Source organism: Caulobacter segnis ATCC 21756, assembly GCF_000092285.1.
GTDB lineage: Bacteria > Pseudomonadota > Alphaproteobacteria > Caulobacterales > Caulobacteraceae > Caulobacter > Caulobacter segnis.
The window spans coordinates 25,216-47,854 of sequence record NC_014100.1; the positions used below are offsets into that span (position 1 = coordinate 25,216).

At 67.3% G+C, this 22,639-nt stretch carries 22 protein-coding genes and 2 pseudogenes; 20 read left to right on the forward strand and 4 right to left on the reverse strand.

The genetic code is table 11. From position 1 onward, the window contains the following. Positions 1–26 precede the first annotated feature (26 nt). The 6 genes from ybeY to trmB all read left to right on the forward strand — a co-directional run bounded on the left by ybeY (position 27) and on the right by trmB (position 5,555). A complete protein-coding gene (gene ybeY / locus CSEG_RS00105) occupies positions 27–482 on the forward strand; it encodes an rRNA maturation RNase YbeY (protein ID WP_167535149.1) in 456 nt (151 codons plus the stop codon). Positions 483–490: 8 nt separating this feature from the next. After that, a complete protein-coding gene (locus CSEG_RS00110; protein ID WP_013077228.1) occupies positions 491–1,411 on the forward strand; it encodes a hemolysin family protein in 921 nt (306 codons plus the stop codon). Then, complete coding sequence (gene lnt / locus CSEG_RS00115; protein ID WP_013077229.1) at positions 1,408–3,000, forward strand: apolipoprotein N-acyltransferase; 1,593 nt, start codon at positions 1,408–1,410, stop codon at positions 2,998–3,000. Before CSEG_RS00110 ends, lnt begins: the two co-directional genes overlap by 4 nt. 28 nt (positions 3,001–3,028) lie before the next feature. Further along, complete coding sequence (locus tag CSEG_RS00120) at positions 3,029–3,457, forward strand: helix-turn-helix domain-containing protein (RefSeq protein ID WP_167535112.1); 429 nt, start codon at positions 3,029–3,031, stop codon at positions 3,455–3,457. Positions 3,458–3,561: 104 nt separating this feature from the next. Next, complete coding sequence (gene metK / locus CSEG_RS00125) at positions 3,562–4,785, forward strand: methionine adenosyltransferase (protein ID WP_013077231.1); 1,224 nt, start codon at positions 3,562–3,564, stop codon at positions 4,783–4,785. A gap of 89 nt (positions 4,786–4,874) precedes the next feature. Continuing rightward, positions 4,875–5,555, forward strand: a complete 681-nt coding sequence (trmB, locus tag CSEG_RS00130; RefSeq protein WP_013077232.1) for a tRNA (guanosine(46)-N7)-methyltransferase TrmB — start codon at positions 4,875–4,877, stop codon at positions 5,553–5,555. Between the two features lie 39 nt (positions 5,556–5,594). Here the strand turns inward: trmB and ppa are convergent, their stop codons facing one another. Next, positions 5,595–6,128: an inorganic diphosphatase gene (gene ppa, locus CSEG_RS00135; RefSeq protein WP_013077233.1), complete on the reverse strand. Its 534-nt coding sequence runs from the start codon at positions 6,126–6,128 to the stop codon at positions 5,595–5,597. Positions 6,129–6,375: 247 nt separating this feature from the next. Here ppa and rimP point away from each other — a divergent pair, with 247 nt between their 5' ends. From rimP to CSEG_RS00205, 14 genes and pseudogenes are all read left to right on the forward strand, one after another. Then, positions 6,376–6,966 carry a ribosome maturation factor RimP gene (rimP, locus tag CSEG_RS00140; RefSeq protein ID WP_013077234.1) on the forward strand — a complete coding sequence of 197 codons (591 nt, stop codon included), beginning with the start codon at positions 6,376–6,378 and terminating at the stop codon, positions 6,964–6,966. A gap of 2 nt (positions 6,967–6,968) precedes the next feature. Beyond that, on the forward strand, positions 6,969–8,651 hold the full coding sequence (gene nusA / locus CSEG_RS00145; RefSeq protein WP_013077235.1) for a transcription termination factor NusA: 1,683 nt from the start codon (positions 6,969–6,971) through the stop codon (positions 8,649–8,651). A 67-nt stretch (positions 8,652–8,718) separates the two neighbouring features. Next, on the forward strand, positions 8,719–9,369 hold the full coding sequence (locus CSEG_RS00150; protein ID WP_013077236.1) for an RNA-binding protein: 651 nt from the start codon (positions 8,719–8,721) through the stop codon (positions 9,367–9,369). Positions 9,370–9,571: 202 nt separating this feature from the next. Continuing rightward, positions 9,572–12,633, forward strand: a pseudogene (gene infB, locus CSEG_RS00155) (translation initiation factor IF-2). Positions 12,634–12,837: 204 nt separating this feature from the next. Next, entirely contained in the window at positions 12,838–13,350 is a 513-nt protein-coding gene (locus CSEG_RS00160) for a DUF2939 domain-containing protein (RefSeq protein WP_013077237.1), read from the forward strand. Beyond that, a complete protein-coding gene (locus CSEG_RS00165; RefSeq protein ID WP_013077238.1) occupies positions 13,347–13,913 on the forward strand; it encodes a hypothetical protein in 567 nt (188 codons plus the stop codon). Before CSEG_RS00160 ends, CSEG_RS00165 begins: the two co-directional genes overlap by 4 nt. A gap of 58 nt (positions 13,914–13,971) precedes the next feature. Then, positions 13,972–14,757: a dienelactone hydrolase family protein gene (locus tag CSEG_RS00170; protein WP_013077239.1), complete on the forward strand. Its 786-nt coding sequence runs from the start codon at positions 13,972–13,974 to the stop codon at positions 14,755–14,757. A gap of 109 nt (positions 14,758–14,866) precedes the next feature. After that, complete coding sequence (rbfA, locus tag CSEG_RS00175; protein WP_013077240.1) at positions 14,867–15,313, forward strand: 30S ribosome-binding factor RbfA; 447 nt, start codon at positions 14,867–14,869, stop codon at positions 15,311–15,313. Positions 15,314–15,315: 2 nt separating this feature from the next. Next, positions 15,316–16,248, forward strand: coding sequence for a tRNA pseudouridine(55) synthase TruB (gene truB, locus CSEG_RS00180; RefSeq protein WP_013077241.1), 933 nt, complete (start codon positions 15,316–15,318; stop codon positions 16,246–16,248). 14 nt (positions 16,249–16,262) lie between these two features. Continuing rightward, the gene (gene rpsO, locus CSEG_RS00185; protein ID WP_013077242.1) at positions 16,263–16,532 is read left to right on the forward strand and encodes a 30S ribosomal protein S15; all 270 of its coding nucleotides are present in this window, start codon (positions 16,263–16,265) and stop codon (positions 16,530–16,532) included. 249 nt (positions 16,533–16,781) lie between these two features. Next, positions 16,782–18,920 carry a polyribonucleotide nucleotidyltransferase gene (pnp, locus tag CSEG_RS00190; protein WP_013077243.1) on the forward strand — a complete coding sequence of 713 codons (2,139 nt, stop codon included), beginning with the start codon at positions 16,782–16,784 and terminating at the stop codon, positions 18,918–18,920. A 124-nt stretch (positions 18,921–19,044) separates the two neighbouring features. Next, on the forward strand, positions 19,045–19,248 hold the full coding sequence (locus CSEG_RS00195) for a hypothetical protein (protein WP_013077244.1): 204 nt from the start codon (positions 19,045–19,047) through the stop codon (positions 19,246–19,248). A gap of 58 nt (positions 19,249–19,306) precedes the next feature. Continuing rightward, the gene (locus CSEG_RS00200) at positions 19,307–20,113 is read left to right on the forward strand and encodes a DUF1206 domain-containing protein (RefSeq protein WP_013077245.1); all 807 of its coding nucleotides are present in this window, start codon (positions 19,307–19,309) and stop codon (positions 20,111–20,113) included. Positions 20,114–20,240: 127 nt separating this feature from the next. Next, positions 20,241–21,077, forward strand: coding sequence for an alpha/beta fold hydrolase (locus CSEG_RS00205; protein WP_013077246.1), 837 nt, complete (start codon positions 20,241–20,243; stop codon positions 21,075–21,077). A gap of 8 nt (positions 21,078–21,085) precedes the next feature. On the opposite strand, the pseudogene CSEG_RS22365 reads toward CSEG_RS00205, so the two are convergent. From CSEG_RS22365 to CSEG_RS00215, 3 genes and pseudogenes are all read right to left on the reverse strand, one after another. Further along, positions 21,086–21,217 (reverse strand): annotated as a pseudogene (locus tag CSEG_RS22365) (hypothetical protein); the annotation flags it as partial. 1 nt (position 21,218) lies between these two features. Then, a complete protein-coding gene (locus CSEG_RS00210) occupies positions 21,219–21,923 on the reverse strand; it encodes a ribonuclease T2 (protein ID WP_013077247.1) in 705 nt (234 codons plus the stop codon). A 66-nt stretch (positions 21,924–21,989) separates the two neighbouring features. Further along, entirely contained in the window at positions 21,990–22,622 is a 633-nt protein-coding gene (locus CSEG_RS00215; RefSeq protein WP_013077248.1) for a LysE family translocator, read from the reverse strand. Between the last annotated feature and the right edge of the window lie 17 nt (positions 22,623–22,639).

Consider the following 22,639-nt stretch of genomic DNA (forward strand, 5'->3'; position numbering starts at 1 on the left):
TCCGCTAGATGACCATCACCGTAGACATCGAGATCGAGGACGAGGCCTGGACCAAGGCCGCCGAGGACGCCGAAGCCCTGGTCTGGCGCGCCGCCCAGGCGGTGCTGGACGCGCATGAGGACATCGAAGGCCAGGGGATCGTGATCCTGCTGACCAACGACGACACCGTTCAGGGGCTGAATCGCGACTTCCGCCAGAAGGACTATGCGACCAACGTCCTGTCCTTTCCTTCGCCACCCAATCCAGAAGGCCAGATCGGCGACATCGCCCTGGCCTACGGCGTTTGCGCGCGGGAGGCCGAAGAGCAGGGCAAGCCTCTGGCGCACCACCTGCAACATCTGGTGGCGCATGGCGTGCTACATCTCCTAGGATACGACCACGAGAGCGACGACGAGGCGGAAGCCATGGAGGCGCTCGAACGCGAGATCCTGGCGGGGCTGGACGTTCCTGACCCCTACGCCAGCGATAAAGAGGGACGCTGACCAGGGCCATGCCCAGCGACGAGCCTAGTCAACAGCCCGCCGCGCCGGCGCGTAGAAGCCGGGGCGTGCGGGCGTTCTTAAGACGCATGCGAAAGCGGCTGACCGTCGGTGGCGGCGAGTCTCCGCGTCCGCCCGAGCCGCCGGCCCAGACCGGCGAAGTCGACCTCGTCGACCAGGCCGAGGCCTTCCAGACCCTGAGGGTCGCCGATGTGATGACGCCACGGGCCGACATCATCGCGGTCGAGCTCTCCACGCCATTCGAAGCGTTGGTCGCCCAGTTCGTCGAGGCGGGTCACTCACGCATGCCGATCTATCGCGAGACTCTGGACGACCCGGTGGGCGTGGTCCACGTCAAGGATGTCTTCAAGCTGCTCGCCGAGGACGTCCGCCGTCCGACATCCGCCGACCTCGTGCTGAACAAGCTGCGCCGTGAAGCGTTGTATGTGCCCGCCTCGATGAAGGCCGCCGATCTGCTTCTGCGCATGCGCACCAGCCGGATCCACATGGCGCTGGTCATCGACGAGTTCGGCGGCACGGACGGCGTGGTGACGATGGAAGACCTGATCGAAGCGGTGGTCGGCGAGATCGACGACGAACATGACGACGCCGCGGCGGTCGCGATCGTGGCGCGGCCGGGCGGCGTCTACGACGCCGACGCGCGCGCGCCGCTGGAGGAGCTGGAAGCCGCCCTCGGGCGCGAACTGGCGCCGGCGGACATGGAAGAGGACATCGACACCGTCGCCGGCCTCGTCGTGGCCCTGGCCGGGCGCGTGCCGCAGCGGGGCGAAGTGATCGCCCATCCGGACGGCTACGAGTTCGAGGTCGTCGAGGCCGATCCGCGCCGCGTGCGCCGCGTGCGCGTGCGCGGCGGCCCCGCGCCGCGGCCAGAGGCCCTCGAGTCGGTGTCCGAGGACCTCGGCGCTTCGTGACCGCCTGGAGCCGCTTTCGACAGCGCCCCTGGAGCGGATCCCTGCTGGCCCTGATCGCCGGCTTGGCCGCCGCCCTGGCCCACCCGCCGTTCGGCGTGCTGCCTGGGCTGCTCGGCTACGCGCTGCTGCTGCATCTTCTGGACACCGCGGCCGAGACCAAGCCGTTGCGTTCGGCCTTCTGGCGCGGCTGGCTGGCGGGCGTCGGCTATTTCGGACTCGGCACCTGGTGGATCGGCGAGGCCTTCCTCGTCGACGCCGCCAACCAGGGCTGGATGGCGCCATTCGCGATCGCCGCCATGGCGGGCGGCCTGGCGCTGTTCTGGGGCTTGGCGGGCCTGCTGTATCGGCTCGCGCGTCCAGCGAGCGCTTGGCGCATCCTGACCTTCGCTGGCGTCTTCGCGGCGCTGGAGTGGGCGCGGGGTCATGTCCTGACCGGCTTTCCCTGGAACCTGCCGGGCGAGACCTGGCGCGCGGGTTCCGCGCCGTCGCAGGCGGCCGCCCTGGTGGGCGCCTATGGCCTGACCTGGATCACCCTGGCCATCGCCGCCGCGCCGGCGGTCTGGCGTGAAGGGCGGGGCGGTCGCGCCGCCCTGGCCTCGGCGGCCGTCGGACTGGCCGGGCTTTACGGCTATGGCGCGCTGGCCCTGCACAAGCCCTTGCTTCAAGAGCGGCCCGTGTCCGTTCGCATCGTCCAGGCGGACATCAAGCAGGACGCCAAGTGGGACGCGGCGCGCTTCGCCCAGATCGTCCAGGCCTACGTCTCGCTGACGGCCAAGCCCTATGCGGGCAAACCGGCCGACCTCGTGATCTGGCCCGAAGGCGCGCTGCCGGCTGCGATCAACGACTATCTCGCGCCCGGGACCTGGGTGCGCCAGGCGATCGTCGACAGCGTGCAGCCCGGACAAACCCTGCTGATCGGCGGCTACCGCTACGAGGGCCCGATCGACAAACCCGTCTACTACAACAGCCTGATCGCCCTGCGCCGAACCGACACCGACCTCGAGATCGTCGGCGTGTACGACAAGCATCGGCTTGTGCCTTTCGGCGAATACTTGCCTGCGGAAGCGTTTCTTACCCAAATTGGGTTTAAAAGTTTGGCCCACCTGGGGGACGGCTTCGCCACCGGGCCTAGACCCGCGCCGTTGCGGGTCCTGCCGGATCTCCTGACTCAGCCCCTGATCTGCTACGAGAGCCTCTTTCCCGGATTAGCCAAGAAAAACAAGGACGTCCGGGTCCTGATCAACGTCTCGAACGACGCCTGGTTCGGGGTCACGTCCGGGCCGCTGCAGCATCTCAACCTGGCCAGCTACCGTGCGATCGAGCACGCAAGGCCCATCCTCCGCGCCACGCCGACAGGTGTCAGCGCTGTCATCGGGGCGGATGGTCGAGTTTTGGACGACGCCCGCCTCGGCCTAGGACAAACTGGCGTTATCGATGCGCAAATACCAGGCCGCGGTCAGGTGACGCCTTTCGACAACTTCGGCGATGGCGCCTTTTTGGCGCTTCTACTGATATCTATGGTTGCGTCAGTTCGCCTGAGAGCAGGTAAATCCTTGTGGACTATTGCGCCATCGAAAGACTCGCGCTGAATTAAAACCGCAATTTCAGCTATCAAGCGTGGGCATGAGCGATTTGTCGGGCGCCGAACGCCATCCCAATCCGGTCGACCTGCACGTGGGCGCGCGCATTCGGATGCGCCGCAAGATCCTTGGCGTGAGTCAGGAGCGTCTGGCGGAGGACCTGGGTCTGACCTTCCAGCAGATCCAGAAGTATGAGCGCGGCGCCAACCGGGTCAGCGCCAGCAAGCTGTACGAGATCGCCAAAAGCCTTCAGGCGTCGGTCGGCTATTTCTTCGAGGGGCTCGAGACCACCGTCGACGGCGTGTCGGAGCCGGGCGAGCCGTTCGTCCACGATTTCCTGATGACGTCCGAAGGTTTGGAGCTGGCCGCCCAGTTCCCGCGGATCACGCGGTCGAAGGTTCGTCGTCGGATTTTAGAGCTGGTCCGCTCCATGGCCGAGGAGGAGGAACTCGGCGAAGACGATTGATCGCCAGGTTCGCTTGCCCGCATAAACATATCTTTATATGGTTCCGGTCTAACTGAACGCCGAATGGCGTGCTTACGCGCGCCTCCCATGGCCGGAGCTGTCTCTTGACCCGTTCGTCCTACATCTTCACCAGCGAGAGCGTTTCCGAAGGCCATCCCGACAAGGTCGCCGATCGCATCAGCGACACCGTCGTCGACGCCTTCCTGAGCGTGGATCCCGAGGCTCGCGTGGCCTGCGAGACCCTGGTCACCACCAACCGCATCGTGCTGGCGGGCGAGGTCCGCGCCGGCAAGCCGGGCGCCGACAAGAAAGCCAACAAGCAGCTGACCAAGGACATCCTCGGCTCGCTGGAGCCGAAGGTCCGCGCCGCGATCAAGGACATCGGCTACGAGCAGAAGGGCTTCCACTGGCAGAAGGCGAAGTACGCCAACTACCTGCACGGCCAATCGGCGCACATAGCCCAGGGCGTGGACGCCACCGACAAGAAGGACGAGGGGGCCGGCGACCAGGGCATCATGTTCGGCTACGCCAGCACCGAGACGCCTGAGCTGATGCCGGCGACCCTGCAGTACAGCCACAATGTCCTCAAGCGCCTGGCCGAACTGCGCCACTCGGGCGAACTGTCCGAGCTGGAGCCCGACGCCAAGAGCCAGGTCACGCTCGAGTACGATGGCAGCGGCCGCCCGCAGCGCGTGGTGTCGATCGTCGTGTCGCACCAGCACAAGAAGAAGATCGACGGCAAGGCCGCGACCTCCAAGCGCGTCCTGGACCTGATCAAGCCGCACATCCTGCCGATCTTCCCGGACGGTCTGATCACCAAGAAGACTCAGTGGCTGGTCAACCCGACCGGCCGTTTCGAGATCGGCGGCCCGGACGGCGACGCCGGCCTGACCGGCCGCAAGATCATCGTCGACACCTACGGCGGCGCGGCCCCGCACGGCGGCGGCGCCTTCTCGGGCAAGGACCCGACCAAGGTCGACCGCTCGGCCGCCTACGCCTGCCGCTACCTGGCCAAGAACGTCGTGGCCGCCGGCCTGGCCGACCGCTGCACCATCCAGATCGCCTACGCCATCGGCGTGGCCCAGCCGGTCTCGTTCCACGTCGACCTGCACGGCACAGGCAAGGTCGATCCGGCGGTGCTGGAAAAGACCCTGCCGCAGCTGATCGGCGGCGCCACCCCGCGGGCCATCCGCGAGCACCTGCAGCTGAACCGTCCGATCTACGCCCGTACGGCCGCCTACGGTCACTTCGGCCGGACGCCCGACAACGAGGGCGGCTTCTCGTGGGAGAAGACCGACCTGGTCAGCGACCTGAAGGGCCTGGCGTAAGCTTCACCTTAGACTTTCGGAAGCGGGCTCCGATCCAGCCGGGTCGGGGCCCGTTTTCATTTCGTGCTCAGAGCTTTAAGACGCGCCCCATGACCAACCCGCAACAACCCCACGGGCCGCTGCGCTCGTTCGGCCGCCTGAAGTCGCGTCCGGTGAAGCCGCGCCAGCAGGCGCTGCTCGACACCCTGCTGCCCGAGATCGCCGTTCCGCAGGGGCCGTTCCAGCCGCTGGACCTGGCGCCGGGCGCCAAGGCGGTCTGGCTGGAGATCGGTTTCGGTGGCGGCGAACACATGGCCACCCAGGCTGGCCGTAACCCGGACGTCTTGGTGATCGGGGCCGAGCCGTTCGTGAACGGCGTCGCCAGCGCGGTCCGTCACGTCGAGGAGCAGGCGCTCAAGAACGTCCGCATCCACGAGGGCGACGCCCGCGACGTGGTCGACTGGCTGCCGGATGCGTGCCTGGACCGCGTCTTCATCATGTTCCCGGACCCCTGGCACAAGGCGCGGCACAACAAGCGCCGCCTGATCCAGCCGGCGTTCGTCGCCAAGCTGGCGCGGGTGATGAAGCCGGGCGCGGCCCTGCGCTTCGCGACCGACTGGGCCGACTACGCCGAATGGACCACCGAGCGGGTGCTGGCGGATCCGACCTTCCGTTTCGCGGACGAGACGGCCGACCGCAACGCGATCCCGGCCGATCACGTCACGACGCGCTACGAGGAAAAGAAGCTGGGCGACTGCGCGCCGGTGTTCCTGGACTTCGTCCGGGTCTGAAAGAAGAAAGGCCGGCGCTGGGCGCCGGCCTTTTTCGGATCAGTAGGTTTCGTTGTAGCGCTTGATCGCCGTGCGGATGATGTCGGCGGTTTCCTCGATGTCGGCCCACCCGCTGATCTTGGTCGACTTGCCCTTTTCCAGGTCCTTGTAGTGCTGGAAGAAGTGGGCGATCTGCTCGGTCAGGATGGTCGGCAGGTCGCGCCAGCTGGAGACGCCCGTGTAGAACGGGTGCAGCTTGTCGACCGGCACGGCGAGGATCTTCTCGTCCGAACCGGCCTCGTCGACCATCATCAGGGTGCCGATCGGGCGGCAGCGGATGATCGCGCCAGGCACCACCGGGGTCGGGCCCACGACCATGATGTCGGCGGGGTCGCCGTCGTCGGCCAGGGTGTGCGGGATGAAGCCGTAGTTGGCCGGATAGAACATGGCCGTGTGCAGGAAGCGGTCGACCATCAGGGCGCCGCTTTCCTTGTCGATCTCGTACTTCACCGGCTCGCCGCCCTGCGGGATCTCGATGATGGCGTTCAGATCGTAAGGCGGATTGGCCCCGGTCGGGATCTTGGAGAGGTCCATCGTGACTCTTTGTCTTGTGTTGGCTCGCGGGGAGGCGGCCTGCGCGGACGGGCTTATAGGCCGAAATTGCTGCGACGCGGAAGGGGAGAGCGTCGTCGGAGTCGACAAGGCTCCCCAATTCGCCTATAAACCATCCCACATCGTCCGTTAGCGCTAGATGGCGCTTTCGAGCGGCGGCCCAAAAGGCTGCCGCTTTTTGTTTGGCCGAAGGGGCGCGCCTCTTTCGGCCCATCGAGTTGAGAAGAACGTGCGCGGCAAGACGCAGGAAGACCGTGACCTGATCGAGATGCTCGACCCCGTCGCCGAGAGCCTCGGCTACGAGATCGTGCGGCTGCGCCTGATGGGCGGCGCCGAGCAGCGCCGGCTGCAGATCATGGCCGAACACCCGCTGCTGGAGGACGGCACGGGCGGCGACATGAACGTCGAGGACTGCGCCCGCCTGTCGCGCGGCATCTCCGAAATCCTGGACGCGGCCGACCCGATCGCCGGCGAATATACGCTGGAAGTCTCCAGCCCCGGCGTCGACCGCCCGCTGACCCGCCTGAAGGATTTCGAGGACTACGCCGGTCTCGAGGCCCGCATCGAACTCGACCGCGTGGCCGAAGGCCGCAAGCGCTTCAAGGGCGAACTGGCCGGGATCGAGGACGACCAGGTCGGCCTGAACATCGAGGGCGAGGACGACGTCACCGTCTACTTCCCGTTCGCCTGGATCATCGACGCCAAGCTCGTCATGACCGACACCCTGATGGATCGGGGCGCCAAGCAGCGCGCCGCCCGCCTGAAATCAGAAAACGACCAATCCGACAACGACGACGTGTCCGAAAGTGAAGAGGACTGACCATGGCCATCGGCATCGCCGCCAACCGGCTTGAACTCCTGCAGATCGCCGATGCGGTCGCCCGTGAAAAGGGCATCGAGAAGGAAGTCGTCATCGAGGCCATCGAGGACGCGCTGCAGAAGGCCGCCCGCGCCCGCTACGGCGCCGAGCACGACATCCGCGTCAAGATCGACCCGAAGACGGGCGAGACGACGCAGAAGCGCGTGATCGAGGTCGTGTCCGACGACGCCGAGCTGGAAGGCGAGATCGGCAAGATGCCGCTGTCGATCGCCAAGCGCGCCTGGCGCGACGCCGAGATCGGCAAGGTCTACGAAGAGGCCCTGCCGCCGTTCGAGATCGGCCGCGTCCAGACCCAGATGGCCCGCCAGGTCGTCATGCATAAGGTCCGCGAAGCCGAGCGCGAGCGTCAGTACGACGAGTACAAGGATCGCGTCGGCGAGATCGTCAACGGCAGCGTCAAGCGCGTCGAATACGGCAACGTGATCGTCGATCTGGGCCGCGGCGAAGGCATCATGCGTCGCGATCAGTCGATCCCGCGCGAAAACTTCAACGTCGGCGACCGCATCCGCGCCTACATCTACGACGTCCGTCGCGAGACCAAGGGCCCGCAGATCATGCTGAGCCGCGCGCACGGCGGCTTCATGGCCAAGCTGTTCGCCCAGGAAGTGCCGGAAGTCTACGACGGCGTCATCGAGATCCGCGCCGTGGCCCGCGACCCGGGCTCGCGCGCCAAGATGGCCGTCATCTCGAACGACAGCTCGATCGACCCCGTCGGCGCCTGCGTCGGCATGCGCGGTTCGCGCGTGCAGGCGGTCGTGGCCGAGCTGCAGGGCGAGAAGATCGACATCATCCAGTGGTCGGAAGACGAAGCCACCTTCATCGTCAACGCCCTGGCCCCGGCCGAAGTCTCCAAGGTCGTCATGGACGAGGAAGACGAGCGCGTCGAAGTCGTGGTGCCGGACGAGCAGCTGTCGCTGGCCATCGGCCGTCGCGGTCAGAACGTCCGTCTGGCCTCGCAGCTGACCGGCTGGCAGATCGACATCATGACCGAAAGCCAGGAGAGCGAGCGCCGTCAGCGCGAGTTCACCGAGCGCACGGCCCTGTTCCAGGAAGCCCTGGACGTCGACGAGGTCATCGCCCAGCTGCTGGTCACCGAAGGCTTCGCCGCGGTGGAAGACGTCGCCTATGTCGAGCCGCACGAGATCGCCGCGATCGAGGGCTTCGACGAGGAGACCGCCGAGGAACTGCAGGCCCGCGCTCGCGAATTCCTCGAGAAGGAAGCCGCTGAGCTGGACGCCAAGCGCAAGGCGCTGGGCGTCGAGGACGAGGTCCTGGCCATCGAGGGCGTGACCCTGGCCATGGCCGTGGCTCTGGGCGAAGGCGACGTGAAGACGGTCGAGGACTTGGCGGGTCTGGTGCCCGACGACATGCGTGGCTGGTTCGAAAGCAAGAATGGCGAGCGCGTGCGCGAGCCGGGCATCCTGGAGACCTTCAACCTGTCGCCCGAGGACGCCGAGGCGCTGATCATGCGCGCTCGCGTGGCCATGGGCTGGGTCGAGGCGCCGCCGGAGCCGGAATACGAAGAGGTCGAAGGCGAGTTCGAAAGCGACGGCGAGGTTGTCGCCGAGGACGTCGTCTCGGAAGAGGCCGTTTTGGAAGAAGCTGTCTCGGAAGAAGAGGCCTAAGGCCCTCCCAAGCGTTAGGTGACGGCCTCGCGGAGCAATCCGCGGGGCCGTTCGCTATTCAGGACCCATGACCGACCAGACCAACCCCAAGACCCACGCCGAGGCCAGCCGCCAGCGCAAGGACATCGTCCTTGGCGAGGCGACCGACGAGGCGCGCCTGATCCGCTTCGTGGCGGGGCCGGACGGGGCTGTGGTCCCGGACCTGGCGCGCAAGCTGCCCGGTCGCGGGGTCTGGGTCGGGGCCGATCGGGACTCAGTCTCGACCGCCGCCAAGAAGGGTCTTTTCTCGCGCGCGGCCAAGATGAAGCTGACGGCCGCGCCGGACCTCGCCGATCAGGTCGAGGCCTTGCTGGCGCGACGTGTTCTGGAGGGCCTGGGCCTTGCGCGGAAGGCTGGCGTCATTATCTCGGGATACGAGAAGGTGGTCGCCGCCCTGGCAACGGGTAAGGTGGCCTGGCTGATCGAGGCGTCGGACGGCGCCGAGGACGGTCGCCGCAAGATCCTCGCCGCCGCCCGCAGGGCCCCCACGCCGCCCCGTTTGCTGGGCGCGTTCAGTTCGGACGAATTGGGTTTGGCCTTGGGCGGGGAGAATGTGATACACACGGCGCTCCTTGCTGGGCGTGGCCTGGATCGCTGGACTTTGGACGTCGAGCGTTTATCAGGCTTCCGCCCGCTCTCACCGACCGAATGGACGGCGAGGGAGCGCGGGGAGGGCTAGAGCTTTTGCATCTCACCGGAACCGACGGTGCGATGCAAAAGCTCTAGAATCTTAAGACGTTGGATACGGCCATCCGGGCCGTGTCCGTGGGCGAAGGGTCGGGAAACGCGCCTGCTTCGGCAGGTACGTCCAGGCCCCTTTCTCACATGGAACGAACGGTTTTTTTAGCCGGGTACCGCCCGGCGGAAGTACAAGCGAGCGCATGAGCGACGAGAACGAAAACGGCCGACCCGGCGGACGAGCCCCGATCACGCTGAAGCCCCGTCAGGGCTCGGTGAGCGCTGGGGTCGTGAAGCAAAGCTTCAGCCACGGCCGGACCAAGACGGTGGTTGTGGAAACCAAGCGGACGCGGCCCCACGCGCCCGCGTCCGGCAATCTTGCCGCGCCGTCTTCGGCAGAGCGTCGCCAAGACGGCCCCGCGCCCCGCCCGCAGCAGTCGCAAGGCGGCGCGTCGGCGGGCGGCGGTTCCGCCGGTGGTCTTTCGCAGGAAGAACTGCGCGCCCGTCAACGCGTTGTCGACGCCGCCCGCGAGGCTCAGGCCCGTCAGGCCGCCGATCGCGCCGCCGCGGAAGCCCGCGCCCGAGCGGCTCAGGAAGCCGCTCAGCGTGAAGCCGCCGCCAAGGCCGCGGCCGAACGCGCGGCGGCGGCTCCGGCTCCGGCTCCCACGCCGGCCGCGCCCACGCCTGTGACGCCGCCCCCGGCCGCTCCGGTTCAGCCGCCTGTCGCGCAAGCGCCGGCCGCGCCGCGCGCCGAAGCGCCGCGTCAGGAAGCGCCTCGTCAGGACGCTCCCCGCCAGGACGCCTCTCGTCAGGACGCCTCGCGCGCCCCGACGTCGGGCCAGACCCGCACCTACGAACCCAGCCGCGACCGCCGCGACGATCGTCCGACCACGACGACCTATCGTCCGGCCCCGCAAGGCGACCGTCCGTTCAACCAGCGCGCCCCGCGTCCCGACGCCGGCGCCAACTTCGGCCAGCGCGCCCCCCGCGCCCCGAAGGCGACCGTCCGCGCGGTCCGCGTCCCGACGGTGATCGTCCGCAAGGCGATCGCGGCGGCTATCGCGGCGACCGTCCGCAAGGCGATCGTCCTCAGGGCGACCGTCCGCAGCAGACCGTCCGCTACTCGGCGCTCGCGCCGCGTCCGGCGCCGGGCGCTCGTGGTCCTGGCGGTCCGCCGCGCGGTCCGCGTCCGGGCGTTCCGGCCTCGGCCCCGGCCACGCCGGAAATCCAGCGCGCCACCCGCTCGGCACCGCGTCCCGGCGGCAGCGTCATGGATCGTCGTCCGGACGAGGATGACGATCGTCGCAAGAGCGCCGCGCCGAACAAGGCCGTCTCGCGCGTCAAGGGCGCTCCGCAGCGCCGCGAAGGCCGCCTGACCATCCAGGCCGTCGCCGGTGACGGGGATTCCGCCGACCGCATGCGTTCGCTCGCCTCGGTCCGCCGGGCCCGTGAGCGCGAAAAGGAAAAGCGTCGCGGCGGCGTGGCCGAACAGGCCCGTGTCGCCCGCGAGGTCGTGATCCCGGACGTCATCACCGTGCAGGAGCTGTCCAACCGGATGGCCGTGCGCGGCGTGGACATCATCAAGTTCCTGATGCGTCAGGGCGTGATGCTGAAGATCAACGACGTCATCGACAACGACACCGCCGAGCTGGTGGCCACCGAATTCGGCCACACCGTCAAGCGCGTGTCGGAAGCCGACGTTGAAGAAGGCTTCATCGGCGCCGACGATCACGACGATCACATGGAAGCGCGGCCCCCGGTCGTCACGATCATGGGTCACGTCGACCACGGCAAGACCAGCCTGCTCGACGCCCTGCGTTCGACGGACGTGGCGGCGGGCGAAGCTGGCGGCATCACCCAGCACATCGGCGCCTATCAGGTTCGCCTGAAGGACGGCCAGCGCGTGACCTTCCTGGACACGCCCGGTCACGCCGCCTTCTCGCAAATGCGCGCTCGCGGCGCCAACATCACCGACATCGTGGTGCTGGTGGTGGCGGGCGACGACGGCGTCATGCCCCAGACGATCGAGGCGATCAAACACGCCAAGGCCGCCGAGGTGCCGATCATCGTCGCCGTCAACAAGATGGACAAGCCGGGCGCGGACTCCACGCGCGTGGTCAACGAGCTGCTGCAGCACGAGATCGTCGTCGAAAGCCTGGGTGGCGACACCCAGCTGATCGAGGTCTCGGCCAAGGCCCGCACGGGTCTCGAGGAGCTGCTCGAAGCCATCCTGCTGCAAGCCGAAGTGCTCGACCTGAAGGCCAACCCCGACCGCACCGCCGACGGCGTGGTGATCGAGGCCAAGCTGGACAAGGGTCGCGGCGCCGTCTCGACCGTCCTGGTCAACCGCGGCACGCTGAAGCGCGGCGACATCGTCGTCGCCGGCGCCCAGTTCGGCCGCGTCCGCGCGCTCCTCAACGAGCGTAACGAGCAGCTGACCGAAGCCGGTCCCGCCACCCCGGTCGAGATCCTCGGCCTGGACGGCGTGCCCTCGCCGGGCGAAGCGTTCGCCGTGGTCGAGAACGAGGCCCGCGCTCGCGAGCTGACCGAATACCGCATCCGCCAGAAGCGCGAGAAGTCGATGGCCCCCGTGGGCGCCGGCGCCTCGATGGCCGACATGATGGCCAAGCTGCAGGACAAGAAGCTGAAAGAACTGCCGCTGGTCATCAAGGCCGACGTGCAGGGTTCGGCCGAAGCGATCATCGGTTCGCTGGACAAGATGTCGACCGACGAGGTCCGTGCGCGGATCATCCTGTCGGGCGCCGGCGCGATCAGCGAAAGCGACGTCATGCTGGCCAAGGGCGCCGGCGCGCCGGTCATCGGCTTCAACGTCCGGGCCTCGGCCCAGGCGCGAGCCCTGGCCGAACGCGAAGGGGTCGAGATCCGCTATTACGCGATCATCTACGACCTGCTGGACGACATCAAAGGCGTGCTCTCGGGCATGCTGGCCCCGATCCAGCGCGAAACCTTCCTCGGCAACGCCGAGGTCCTGCAGGCCTTCGACATCTCCAAGGTCGGCAAGGTCGCCGGCTGTAAGGTCACCGAAGGCGTTGTCCGCAAGGGCGCCAAGGTCCGGATCATCCGTCAGGACATCGTGGTGCTCGAGCTGGGCACCCTGCAGACGCTCAAGCGCTTCAAGGACGAGGTCAACGAAGTCCCTGTCGGTCAGGAATGCGGCATGATGTTCGCCGGCTTCCAGGACATCAAGGTCGGCGACGTGATCGAGTGCTTCACCGTCGAAGAGATCAAGCGCCAGCTCGACTAGAGCGCGTTGGGCGAAAGTGGGGGCGGTTTCGCCCTCAGAACGCGCTCAAGGTAAAAACCTAGAGCTTGTCGGACACCGACAAGCTCTAGGGGCTGGTCACGAGATCGGAAATGCCGAAGGGCGCGGATCGCAAGGTCCGCGCCCTTTGTCTTGGGCGCTTTCGCCAGACTGGAAATCGCCCCAATCCGGCGCTACGCCTTCGTCATGCGTATTAAGGCCCTCCTCGCTCTGACCGCTGTCGCCGCGTCCTTGACCGCTTGCGCGACAGCTGACCGCTATGACGCCGCCGGCGACGTCCACGACCTGCTGGTGGCGATCCGTGACAACGACCGCGCCCGCTTTGACGCGCACGTTGATCGCCGCGCTCTGAAGGGCCAGATCGAGGCGCGGTTGATGGATGAAGCGCGCCGGCGAGGGTCCAGCGACGCGCTTTCAGCCTTGGCGGCCCTGGCGGCGGGTCCAATCGCCGACGTGGCTAGCGAAGCCTTGATCCGGCCCGAGACCTTCCGCGCGGCGGCGACCTATTATGGCTATACCCCGGACCGCCCGATCCCAGGCCGGGTCGCGATCGCCAGCACCCTTCGGCCGGTCGACAATGGCCGGGTCTGCGCGGCCAAGAAGGACGGTCCTTGCCTGCTGACCTTCACACGCGAGGGCTCGACCTGGCGTCTGACCGGCTTTGATCCGCAGGCGGCGAACCTGCATCTGAAGCGATGATCAAGACTGGCTGGGGCGTTGCGGCCCTGATCCTGCTGTCCGCTTCGGCCGCGCGCGCCGAGACGCGGATGTTCTCGTACGACCCGATCTCGCCCGACGCCAAGCGGCTGACGGGCGCGGGCGTGACGATCCTGTTCAACCAGGGCCTGCTGGGCGGCGGTCGCCCGATCAAGGTCCTGGCCACCGGCGTCCCCGCAGAGGCGCGGCTCAGGGACGGCCGGCAAAGGGACCTGGGTCCTGGTGGTCTTTCCGCGATGGAGGGCGTCGACGCCGACGCGACGCTCTACGAAGTCGATTCCAGCGCGGCCCAGGGCAAGATCTATGTCCGCGCCTTCTGCCCGGGCTCGACGCGACTTTGGCTGTCATTCAGCACCATCGTCATCCGGCGCGACCTGCGGATTCAGGCGTTCGGCGACGATCCCAAGGCGCAAGGGCGGGCGCGGCTCTGCGGCACGCTGGACTTCTCCTACCGCGGCGAATGGCGGCTGCCGAAGGGCCGCTCCGCGCCGGACCCGATGCAGGACTGGACCGACAATCCCCAGCATCCCGACACCTCGAACTGATCTGGCCGCCTGGCCCCTTCCGGTCTAGCGTTCGCGCCGGGGCAGGGAGGGCCAGGGAATGCCGAACGATCCGCTGGAGGGGTTCGAGCGCTTCGATTTCGATGACGGCCGCTGGACGCGCGAGGTCTACCGGATAGGCGCGGGACCCGCGGTCATCGTCATTCACGAGGTTCCGGGCCTGCATCCGGGCGTGCTGGCCTTCGCTCGGGATCTGGCGGACGCGGGCATGACCGCCTTCTGCCCCAGTCTGTTCGGCAAGCCCGGCAAGACGGTGACGCAAGGCTATGCGATCGGCGAGATCCTCAAGAACATGTGCGTGCGGCGCGAGTTTCGCGTCTGGAAGGACGGCCGCTCTAGCCCGATCGTCGACTGGCTGCGCGCCCTGGCCCGCGAGGTTCACGCCGAATGCGGCGGCAAGGGCGTGGGCGCCGTGGGGATGTGCTTCACCGGCGGCTTCGCCTTGGCGATGATGACCGAGCCAGCCGTGGTGGCGCCCGTGATGTCGCAGCCGTCGCTGCCGTTCGTGGACCGCGGCGGACTCGACTGCTCGGCCGCCGAGCTGGCCTGCGCCAAACAGCGTTTCACGGACGAGGGGCTGTCCCTCATGGCGCTGCGCTTCCGGTCCGACAAGCTGGTCCCCGACGCCCGCATCGCGCGCCTGAAGGCCGAGTTCGGCGACAAGGTCGAGGTGATCGAGCTGGAGGACCACGACGCCGCGCCCGGGGTGCCGATGGCGCCGCACTCGGTCCTGACCCTTCACCTTCATCGCTCGGTCCCCGATTGCGGGACGATGAAGGCGCGCGACCGGGTGATCGCGTTCTTCCAGGAGCGGGTGGGGGCCTAGCGGACGCCGCGCTGGACTTCCGCCGCCGGGAGGCCTAGACACCGCGCCTTCGATTTTCCCCGCGCACCGGCGTTCGATCCGCCGGCCGGGCCAAAAGGACGTTCGCGCCATGAAGCGCCATGCCGACAACAAGAAGGGGGCCGCGACCGGCCCCTCGCAACGCCAGCTCCGCGCCGGCGAACTGATCCGCCACGCCCTGGTCGAGATCCTCCGGGAGGAGGAGCTGCAGGACGAAGCGCTGCACAACATCTCGGTCACGGTGTCCGAAGTGCGGATGAGCCCGGACCTCAAGCACGCCGTCTGCTTCGTCGAGCCGCTGGGCGCGGGCCTGACCGGCGAGGACACGACGGAGGTGATCAAGGGCCTGAACCGTGTGTCCAAGTTCCTGCGCGGCCGCCTGGGCCGCAGCATCGACATGAAGTTCACGCCGGACCTGAAGTTCATCCACGACGAGAGCTTCGGGACCGCCGCCTATATGGACAAGCTGTTCCTGGACCCGAAGGTCCAACAGGACACGCGTCGCCTTTCGGACGTCCTCGACGAAGACGAGGACTGAGCATGGCTCGCCGCAAGAAGGGCGAGACGGTCTCGGGCTGGATCTGCCTGGACAAGCCCTACGACCTGACCTCGACCACGGCCGTCTCCCGCGTTCGTCGCGCGTTCAACGCCCAGAAGGGCGGCCACGCAGGCACGCTGGACCCCCTGGCCACCGGCATCCTGCCGATCGCCCTGGGCGAGGCGACCAAGACCGTTCCGTTCCTGATGGACGCCGACAAGGCCTATCGCTTCACCATCGCCTGGGGGCGGGACACCACCACCCTCGACCGCGAGGGCGAGACCACGGCCAGCTCCGACGTCCGTCCGACCCGCGACCAGGTCGAGGCGGCGCTGCCGGCCTTCGTCGGCGAAGTCGACCAGGTCCCGCCGAATTTCTCGGCCATCAAGGTCGACGGCGAACGCGCCTATGACCTGGCCCGTGACGGGGTCGAGTTCGAGTTGCCGACCCGCAAGGTGACGATCTTCGACCTCAAGGTCGTCGAGCAGCCGGACGTCGACCACATCACGCTGGAGATGGAATGCGGCAAGGGCACCTATGTCCGCGCCGTGGTCCGGGACCTCGCCAAGGCGCTCGGAACCTGCGGTCACGTCGCCGACCTGCGCCGCACCCGCGTGGGGGGCTTCTCGGAGGCCGGGGCGATATCGCTGGAAACTCTCGAGAATTTGAGCTATGAGGCCCGGCTGTCGGAGGCATTGCTTCCGGTCGAGACCGCGCTGGACGACATCCCGGCGTTGGCCGTGACCGATGAAGACGCCTTCCGGCTTGCACAGGGACGCGCCATCGTCCTGCTTCCGCGTCAGGTGGAAACGTTGAAAGCCGAGCTTCCGCCCGGCGATCGCACCGTTTCCGCCATGTCCGGCGACAGGTTGGTGGCCCTGTGCGAGATGCGCGCCGGGCGGCTCAATCCGGTGCGGGTCTTCCAACTCACCTGAGCGGAGACTTACCGATGTCGATCACTATCGAGCGCAAGGCCGCTCTCATCGCCGAACACGCCCGCGGCGCGGGTGACACCGGCAGCGCTGAAGTCCAGGTCGCGATCCTCTCGGAACGCATCTCGAACCTGACCGAGCACTTCAAGACGCACAAGAAGGACAACCACAGCCGTCGTGGCCTGCTGAAGCTGGTTTCCCAGCGTCGCCGGCTCCTCGACCACCTGAAGAAGTCCGACGCCGGTCGCTATCAGTCCCTGATCGAAAAGCTGGGTCTGCGTCGCTAAAGGCATCAGGTCCGCCGCCCCGCGAAAGCAGGGCGGCGGATCGCGTATTGGGAGCTCGGCGGCCGAGACAGGCCGTACGCCAGGCTCCTCAAGGACGCCCGCTCCAACCGGGTCGTCCCTTTGTCCGAGGGTTCACGTCCTCAAACCCGCCTGTCACACTGGATGAGGATCATCGGGCCGGCTTCCGTTAGCCGTCCGCCCCTGTCCGCCCCCGAAGGGAATCCGCCCGCGGGAACCGAAAGAAGAAAAATGTTCGATATCAAACGCAAGACGATCGAGTGGGGCGGCAAGACGCTGGTCCTCGAAACCGGTCGCATCGCCCGTCAAGCCGACGGCGCCGTCCTGGCCACCATGGGCGAGACTGTCGTCCTGGCCACCGCCGTGTTCGCCAAGAGCCAGAAGCCGGGCCAAGACTTCTTCCCCCTGACGGTCAACTATCAGGAAAAGACCTTCGCGGCCGGCAAGATCCCCGGCGGCTTCTTCAAGCGCGAAGGCCGTCCGTCGGAAAAGGAGACCCTGGTCTCCCGCCTGATCGACCGTCCGATCCGCCCGCTGTTCGTCAAGGGCTTCAAGAACGAAGTCCAGGTCGTCGTCACCGTGCTGCAGCACGACCTCGAGAACGATCCCGACATCCTGGGCATGGTCGCCGCCTCGGCCGCCCTGACCCTGTCGGGCGCCCCGTTCATGGGTCCGATCGGCGCCGCGCGCGTCGGCTGGGTCGACGGCGCCTACGTGCTGAACCCGACTCTCGACGAGATGAAGGAAAGCAAGATGGACCTCGTCGTGGCCGGCACCGCCGACGCCGTGATGATGGTCGAATCGGAAATCCAGGAGCTCTCGGAAGAGATCGTGCTGGGCGGCGTCAACTTCGCCCACCAGCAGATGCAGGCCGTGATCGACGCGATCATCGACCTGGCCGAGCACGCCGCCAAGGAGCCCTTCGCGTTCGAGCCGGAAGACACCGACGCGATCAAGGCCGAGATGAAGGGCATCGTCGGCGCGGACATCGCCGCCGGCTACAAGATCACCAAGAAGCAGGACCGCTACGAGGCGATCGGTAACGCCAAGAAGAAGGCCATCGAGGCTCTGGGCAAGTCGGACACCAATCCGGCCGGCTACGACCCGCAGAAGCTGGCCGCCATCTTCAAGGAACTGGAAGCCGACGTCGTGCGTCGCGGCATCCTGGACACCGGCCTGCGCATCGACGGCCGCGACGTCCGCACCGTCCGTCCGATCCTGGGCGAAGTCGGCATCCTGCCGCGCACCCACGGTTCGGCTCTGTTCACCCGCGGCGAGACCCAAGCCATCGTCGTGGCGACCCTGGGCACCGGCGACGACGAGCAGTTCATCGACGCCCTGGAAGGCACCTACAAGGAATCCTTCCTGCTGCACTACAACTTCCCGCCCTATTCGGTCGGTGAGACGGGCCGCATGGGCTCGCCGGGCCGCCGCGAAATCGGCCACGGCAAGCTGGCTTGGCGCGCCCTGCGCCCGATGCTGCCGAGCAAGGAAGACTTCCCCTACACGATCCGCCTGGTCTCGGAGATCACCGAGTCGAACGGTTCGTCCTCGATGGCCACGGTCTGCGGTTCGTCGCTGGCCATGATGGACGCCGGCGTGCCGCTGGTCCGTCCGGTCTCGGGCATCGCCATGGGCCTGATCCTGGAAAAGGACGGCTTCGCGGTCCTGTCGGACATCCTCGGCGACGAGGATCACCTCGGCGACATGGACTTCAAGGTGGCCGGCACCAGCGAGGGCCTGACCTCGCTGCAGATGGACATCAAGATCGCCGGCATCACGCCCCAGATCATGGAGCAGGCCCTGGCTCAGGCCAAGGAAGGCCGCGCGCACATCCTGGGCGAGATGAACAAGGCCATGGACGCGCCGCGTGAAGACGTCGGCGATTTCGCCCCGAAGATCGAAACCATCACCATCCCGACCGACAAGATCCGTGAAGTGATCGGCTCGGGCGGCAAGGTGATCCGCGAGATCGTCGCCACCACCGGCGCCAAGGTCGACATCAACGACGACGGCATCGTGAAGGTCTCGGCCTCGGACGGCGCCAAGATCAAGGCCGCGATCGACTGGATCAAGTCGATCACGGACGAAGCGGAAGTCGGCAAGATCTATGACGGCAAGGTCGTGAAGGTCGTCGACTTCGGCGCCTTCGTGAACTTCTTCGGCGCCAAGGACGGTCTCGTCCACGTCAGCCAGATCAGCAACGAACGCGTCGCCAAGCCGTCGGACGTGCTGAAGGAAGGCCAGATGGTCAAGGTGAAGCTCCTGGGCTTCGACGACCGCGGCAAGACCAAGCTGTCGATGAAGGTCGTCGACCAGGAAACCGGTGAAGACCTGTCGAAGAAGGAAACGGCGGCCGAAGAGGCGTAAGCCTTCAAAGCCCGGTTTTCCGGAACGAACGCGGCGGGCGGCTCCGAAAGGGGCCGCCCGTTTTGCGTTTTGGGAGCGCGTGACGCCGTGAGGCGTTGTCCCTGGCTGAACAGGGAGCGCCGCCATGGACATCCGCCAGCAAGCCGACCGCGAGATCGACGAGGCTCCCGACAAGTCCGTCGGTTTCTTGCTGCCCGAGGATGAGTGGGAGGCTTTCTTGGCCTCGACGGGCGCCGAGGCTCGTGGCGATCCGCCGGAGACGGTTTATCGCGGAGCGCGGTTCAAGCGCGCCCCGGTGACCGCCATCACCCACGAAGAAGGGTTTTAAGCGCTTGGGTCGGCTCTTGGCGCTACCGCTCCGATGGATCAGGCCTCGAGGCCTTGATGTGTCGCGCTTGCTCGAATGGGCCGCGCGCTTGGGCTATGCGGCTCGCGGGCTGGTCTATCTCGGACTCGGGACCATCGCCCTGCTCGCCGCGGGAGACCTTACACCCCAGGCCAAGGGGGCCACGGGCGTGCTCGAGACCTGGGCCGGATGGCCCATGGGGCTGGTGCTGATCGGCGGCGTGGGGTGCGGCCTGACCGGCTTTGCGGCGTGGCGCGCGATCCAGGCGGTGTTCGACGCCGACCACCATGGGACATCCCCCAAGGCCTGGGCGATCCGGGCGGGGCAGGCGATCAGCGGCCTCGTCTATGGCGGTCTGGCGCTATCGGCCTTCGAGCTGCTCGACGTCTTTGAGGATTTCGGCGAGGCGGACGAAGCCGGGGATATCCAGGAGACCTCCGCCGCCGTGCTCGGCGCGCCCCACGGCGATGGGTTGCTCATCCTGGCCGGGCTCGTCGTGATCGGCTTTGGCGTCGGCAACGTCATCCAAGGTCTAACGCAGGACTTCGGTCGGCGCCTGGCGTGCGACAAGGCCCTGTGTCGATGGGTCGAGCCCCTGGCCAAGATCGGTTACGCCGCCCGGGGGCTGGCCACGCTGCCGGTCGGTGTCTTCCTCATGCTGGCGGGCCTGGAAGCGCGGGCGACCGAGGCTCGCAGCTGGGGGCAGGCCTTGCAAACCGTCGAACAGAGGCCTTTCGGCGGCTTCGTGCTCGGCGCGCTGGCGGCGGGTCTCATCGCCTTCGGCCTGTTCGGTTTCGTGGAGGCGCGTTATCGGCGCATCTCGCCGCCGTCGGAGCTGTCGATTTGATTTAGATCAAAAATAGAAACCATGGATTTCGACCATTTCTATATATGCGCCCATGGCCGCGCGGCATTCTCTTTTCATCGGAACAACGGGACGGGCCAGACGGCCTTCCGAATGAGGGATCGGGATCATGAGCAGCGGCTTCTTCACCACCAACGACGGCGCGCAGATCTTCTTCAAGGACTGGGGTCCCAAGGACGCGCAGCCGGTCGTGTTCCACCACGGTTGGCCGCTGTCGTCGGACGACTGGGACGCCCAGATGATGTTCTTCCTGAACAAGGGCTACCGCGTCATCGCCCATGACCGCCGCGGCCATGGCCGCTCCAGCCAGACCGACACCGGCAACGAGATGGACACCTACGCCGCCGACGTCATCGCGCTGGCTAGGCATCTGGACCTGAAGAACGCCATTCACATCGGTCACTCGACCGGCGGCGGCGAAGTGGCCCGCTACGTAGCGCGCGCCGAGCCCGGCCGCGTCGCCAAGGCCGTGCTGATCGGCGCGGTGCCGCCGATCATGCTGAAGACGCCCGCCAATCCCGGCGGCCTGCCGATGGAGGTCTTCGACGGCTTCCGCTCGGCCCTGCTGACCAATCGCGCCCAGTTCTTCCACGACGTGGCCGCCGGTCCGTTCTACGGCTTCAACCGCGACGGCGCGAAGGTCTCGCCGGCGACGGTCGAGAACTGGTGGCGCCAGGGCATGATGGGCGGCGCGAAGGCCCACTACGATTGCATCGCCGCCTTCTCGGAGACCGACTTCACCGAAGACCTCAAGGCGATCGACGTCCCGGTCCTGATCCTGCACGGCGAGGACGACCAGATCGTCCCGATCGCCGACAGCGCCGAACTGGCCATCAAGCTGGTCAAGACCGGCAAGCTGATCACCTATCCGGGCTTCCCGCACGGCATGGCCACGACGGAAGCCGAAACCATCAACCGCGACCTGCGGGCCTTCATCGAGGGCTGAGGTCGATGCGTGTTTCCCTCTCCCCACGCGGGAGAGGGTGGCCCGCGAAGCGGGTCGGGTGAGGGGGGCGCTCGAAATGACCGGCGCGACCCCTCATCCGTCGCTTCCAGCGACACCTTCTCCCGCAAGGGGAGAAGGATTTTATCCCCGCTTCGGCGTGACCTTCACCACCGCCATGTCCGGCGCGCCATTGCCGCCCCGGCAGGCGGCCCACTTGAACTTCAGGTCCATGCAGACCCAGACCTCGGTCAGGCGGCCGTCCTTGACGCGGACGTTGAGGCCTTCCGGCGAGAGCTTGCCGTTGCGGTCGATGAACGCCTTGCGGACCTCGCCCGCCGTCATGATCCCGTCGGCGCCGGGATCGAGGTCCGGCACGTTCAGCTTCTCGCGGATCTTGCGGGCCTTCTTGAAATAGGCCTCGGGCGTGTCCCACTGGCACGTGCCGTGCGCCTGCCACTCGTGTTGCAGCAGCCAGGGCGAAGGCGTCATGCAGAGGTTGGCCTTGACGGTGGCGGGGCTCATCGGCGGGCTAGGGCGGCAGTAGCGGGGGTGAACCCTGTCCGGCCCGTTCGGCCACAGGCCGTGCACTGTGAAGCCGAAGCTGTTGGCCTGGCACTGGATCGCTTTATCGGACTCCGGGATGCCAGCGCGGCAGGCCTCCGGCGACCAGTACAGCGCCAGCAGATAGGCGGCGATCGGGACGTCCGTGTGGATCTCGTTCGGCGGCGGGACCTCGGACGGGGACGGAGTGACCGAGATCGGAACCGCGCACGACTTGAGGTCCGAAGCGTTGGCGGTCCCGGCGAGGGCCAGAGACGCGACGGCGGCGACAAGGGCGATCTTCATGGGCGGCTCCGGCAGGTCAGTCGGCGCGGATAGGGACCCGCGCCGCCGCCGGCGTCAAGCTGGCGCTCAGCGCCGGGCTTCGGTGGCCATGCGGACAGCCAAGCCGCCGAGCACCGTCGCCATCAGCCAGCGCTGGACCATCGCGAAGCCCGGTCGCTGGGCCAGGAAGCCGGCGATGGATCCCGCGGCCAGGCAGATCGCGCCGTTGACGGTGATGCTGACGCCGATCTGGGTCAGGCCCAGGGCCAGGGACTGGCTGAAGACGCCGCCTTGCTCGGTATGGATGAACTGCGGCAGCAGCGACAGATAGAGCATGGCCGCCTTGGGGTTCAGCAAATTGGTCAGGAAGCCCATGCTGATCAGCTTGGCGGGGCTGTCCTTGGGCAGGTCGCGGACCTGGAAGGGCGCGGCGCCGCCCGGCCGGATCGCCTGCCAGGCCAGCCAGGCCAGATAAAGCGCGCCGCCGAACCGCAGGGCGTCATAGGCGATCGGCGCGGCCATCAGGAGCGCGGTGATGCCCAGGGCCGCGCACAGCAGATAGACGATGAAGCCGGCGGCCGTGCCGATCAGCGACACGATCCCCGCCCAGCGGCCCTGGCAGATCGAACGGCTGACCAGATAGAGCATGTTCGGCCCAGGGGTCAGGGCCATCCCCAGGCAGATGAGCGTGAAGGCGATCCAGGTCTTGGCGTCCGGCATGGCGCGGCTCCGTTTGC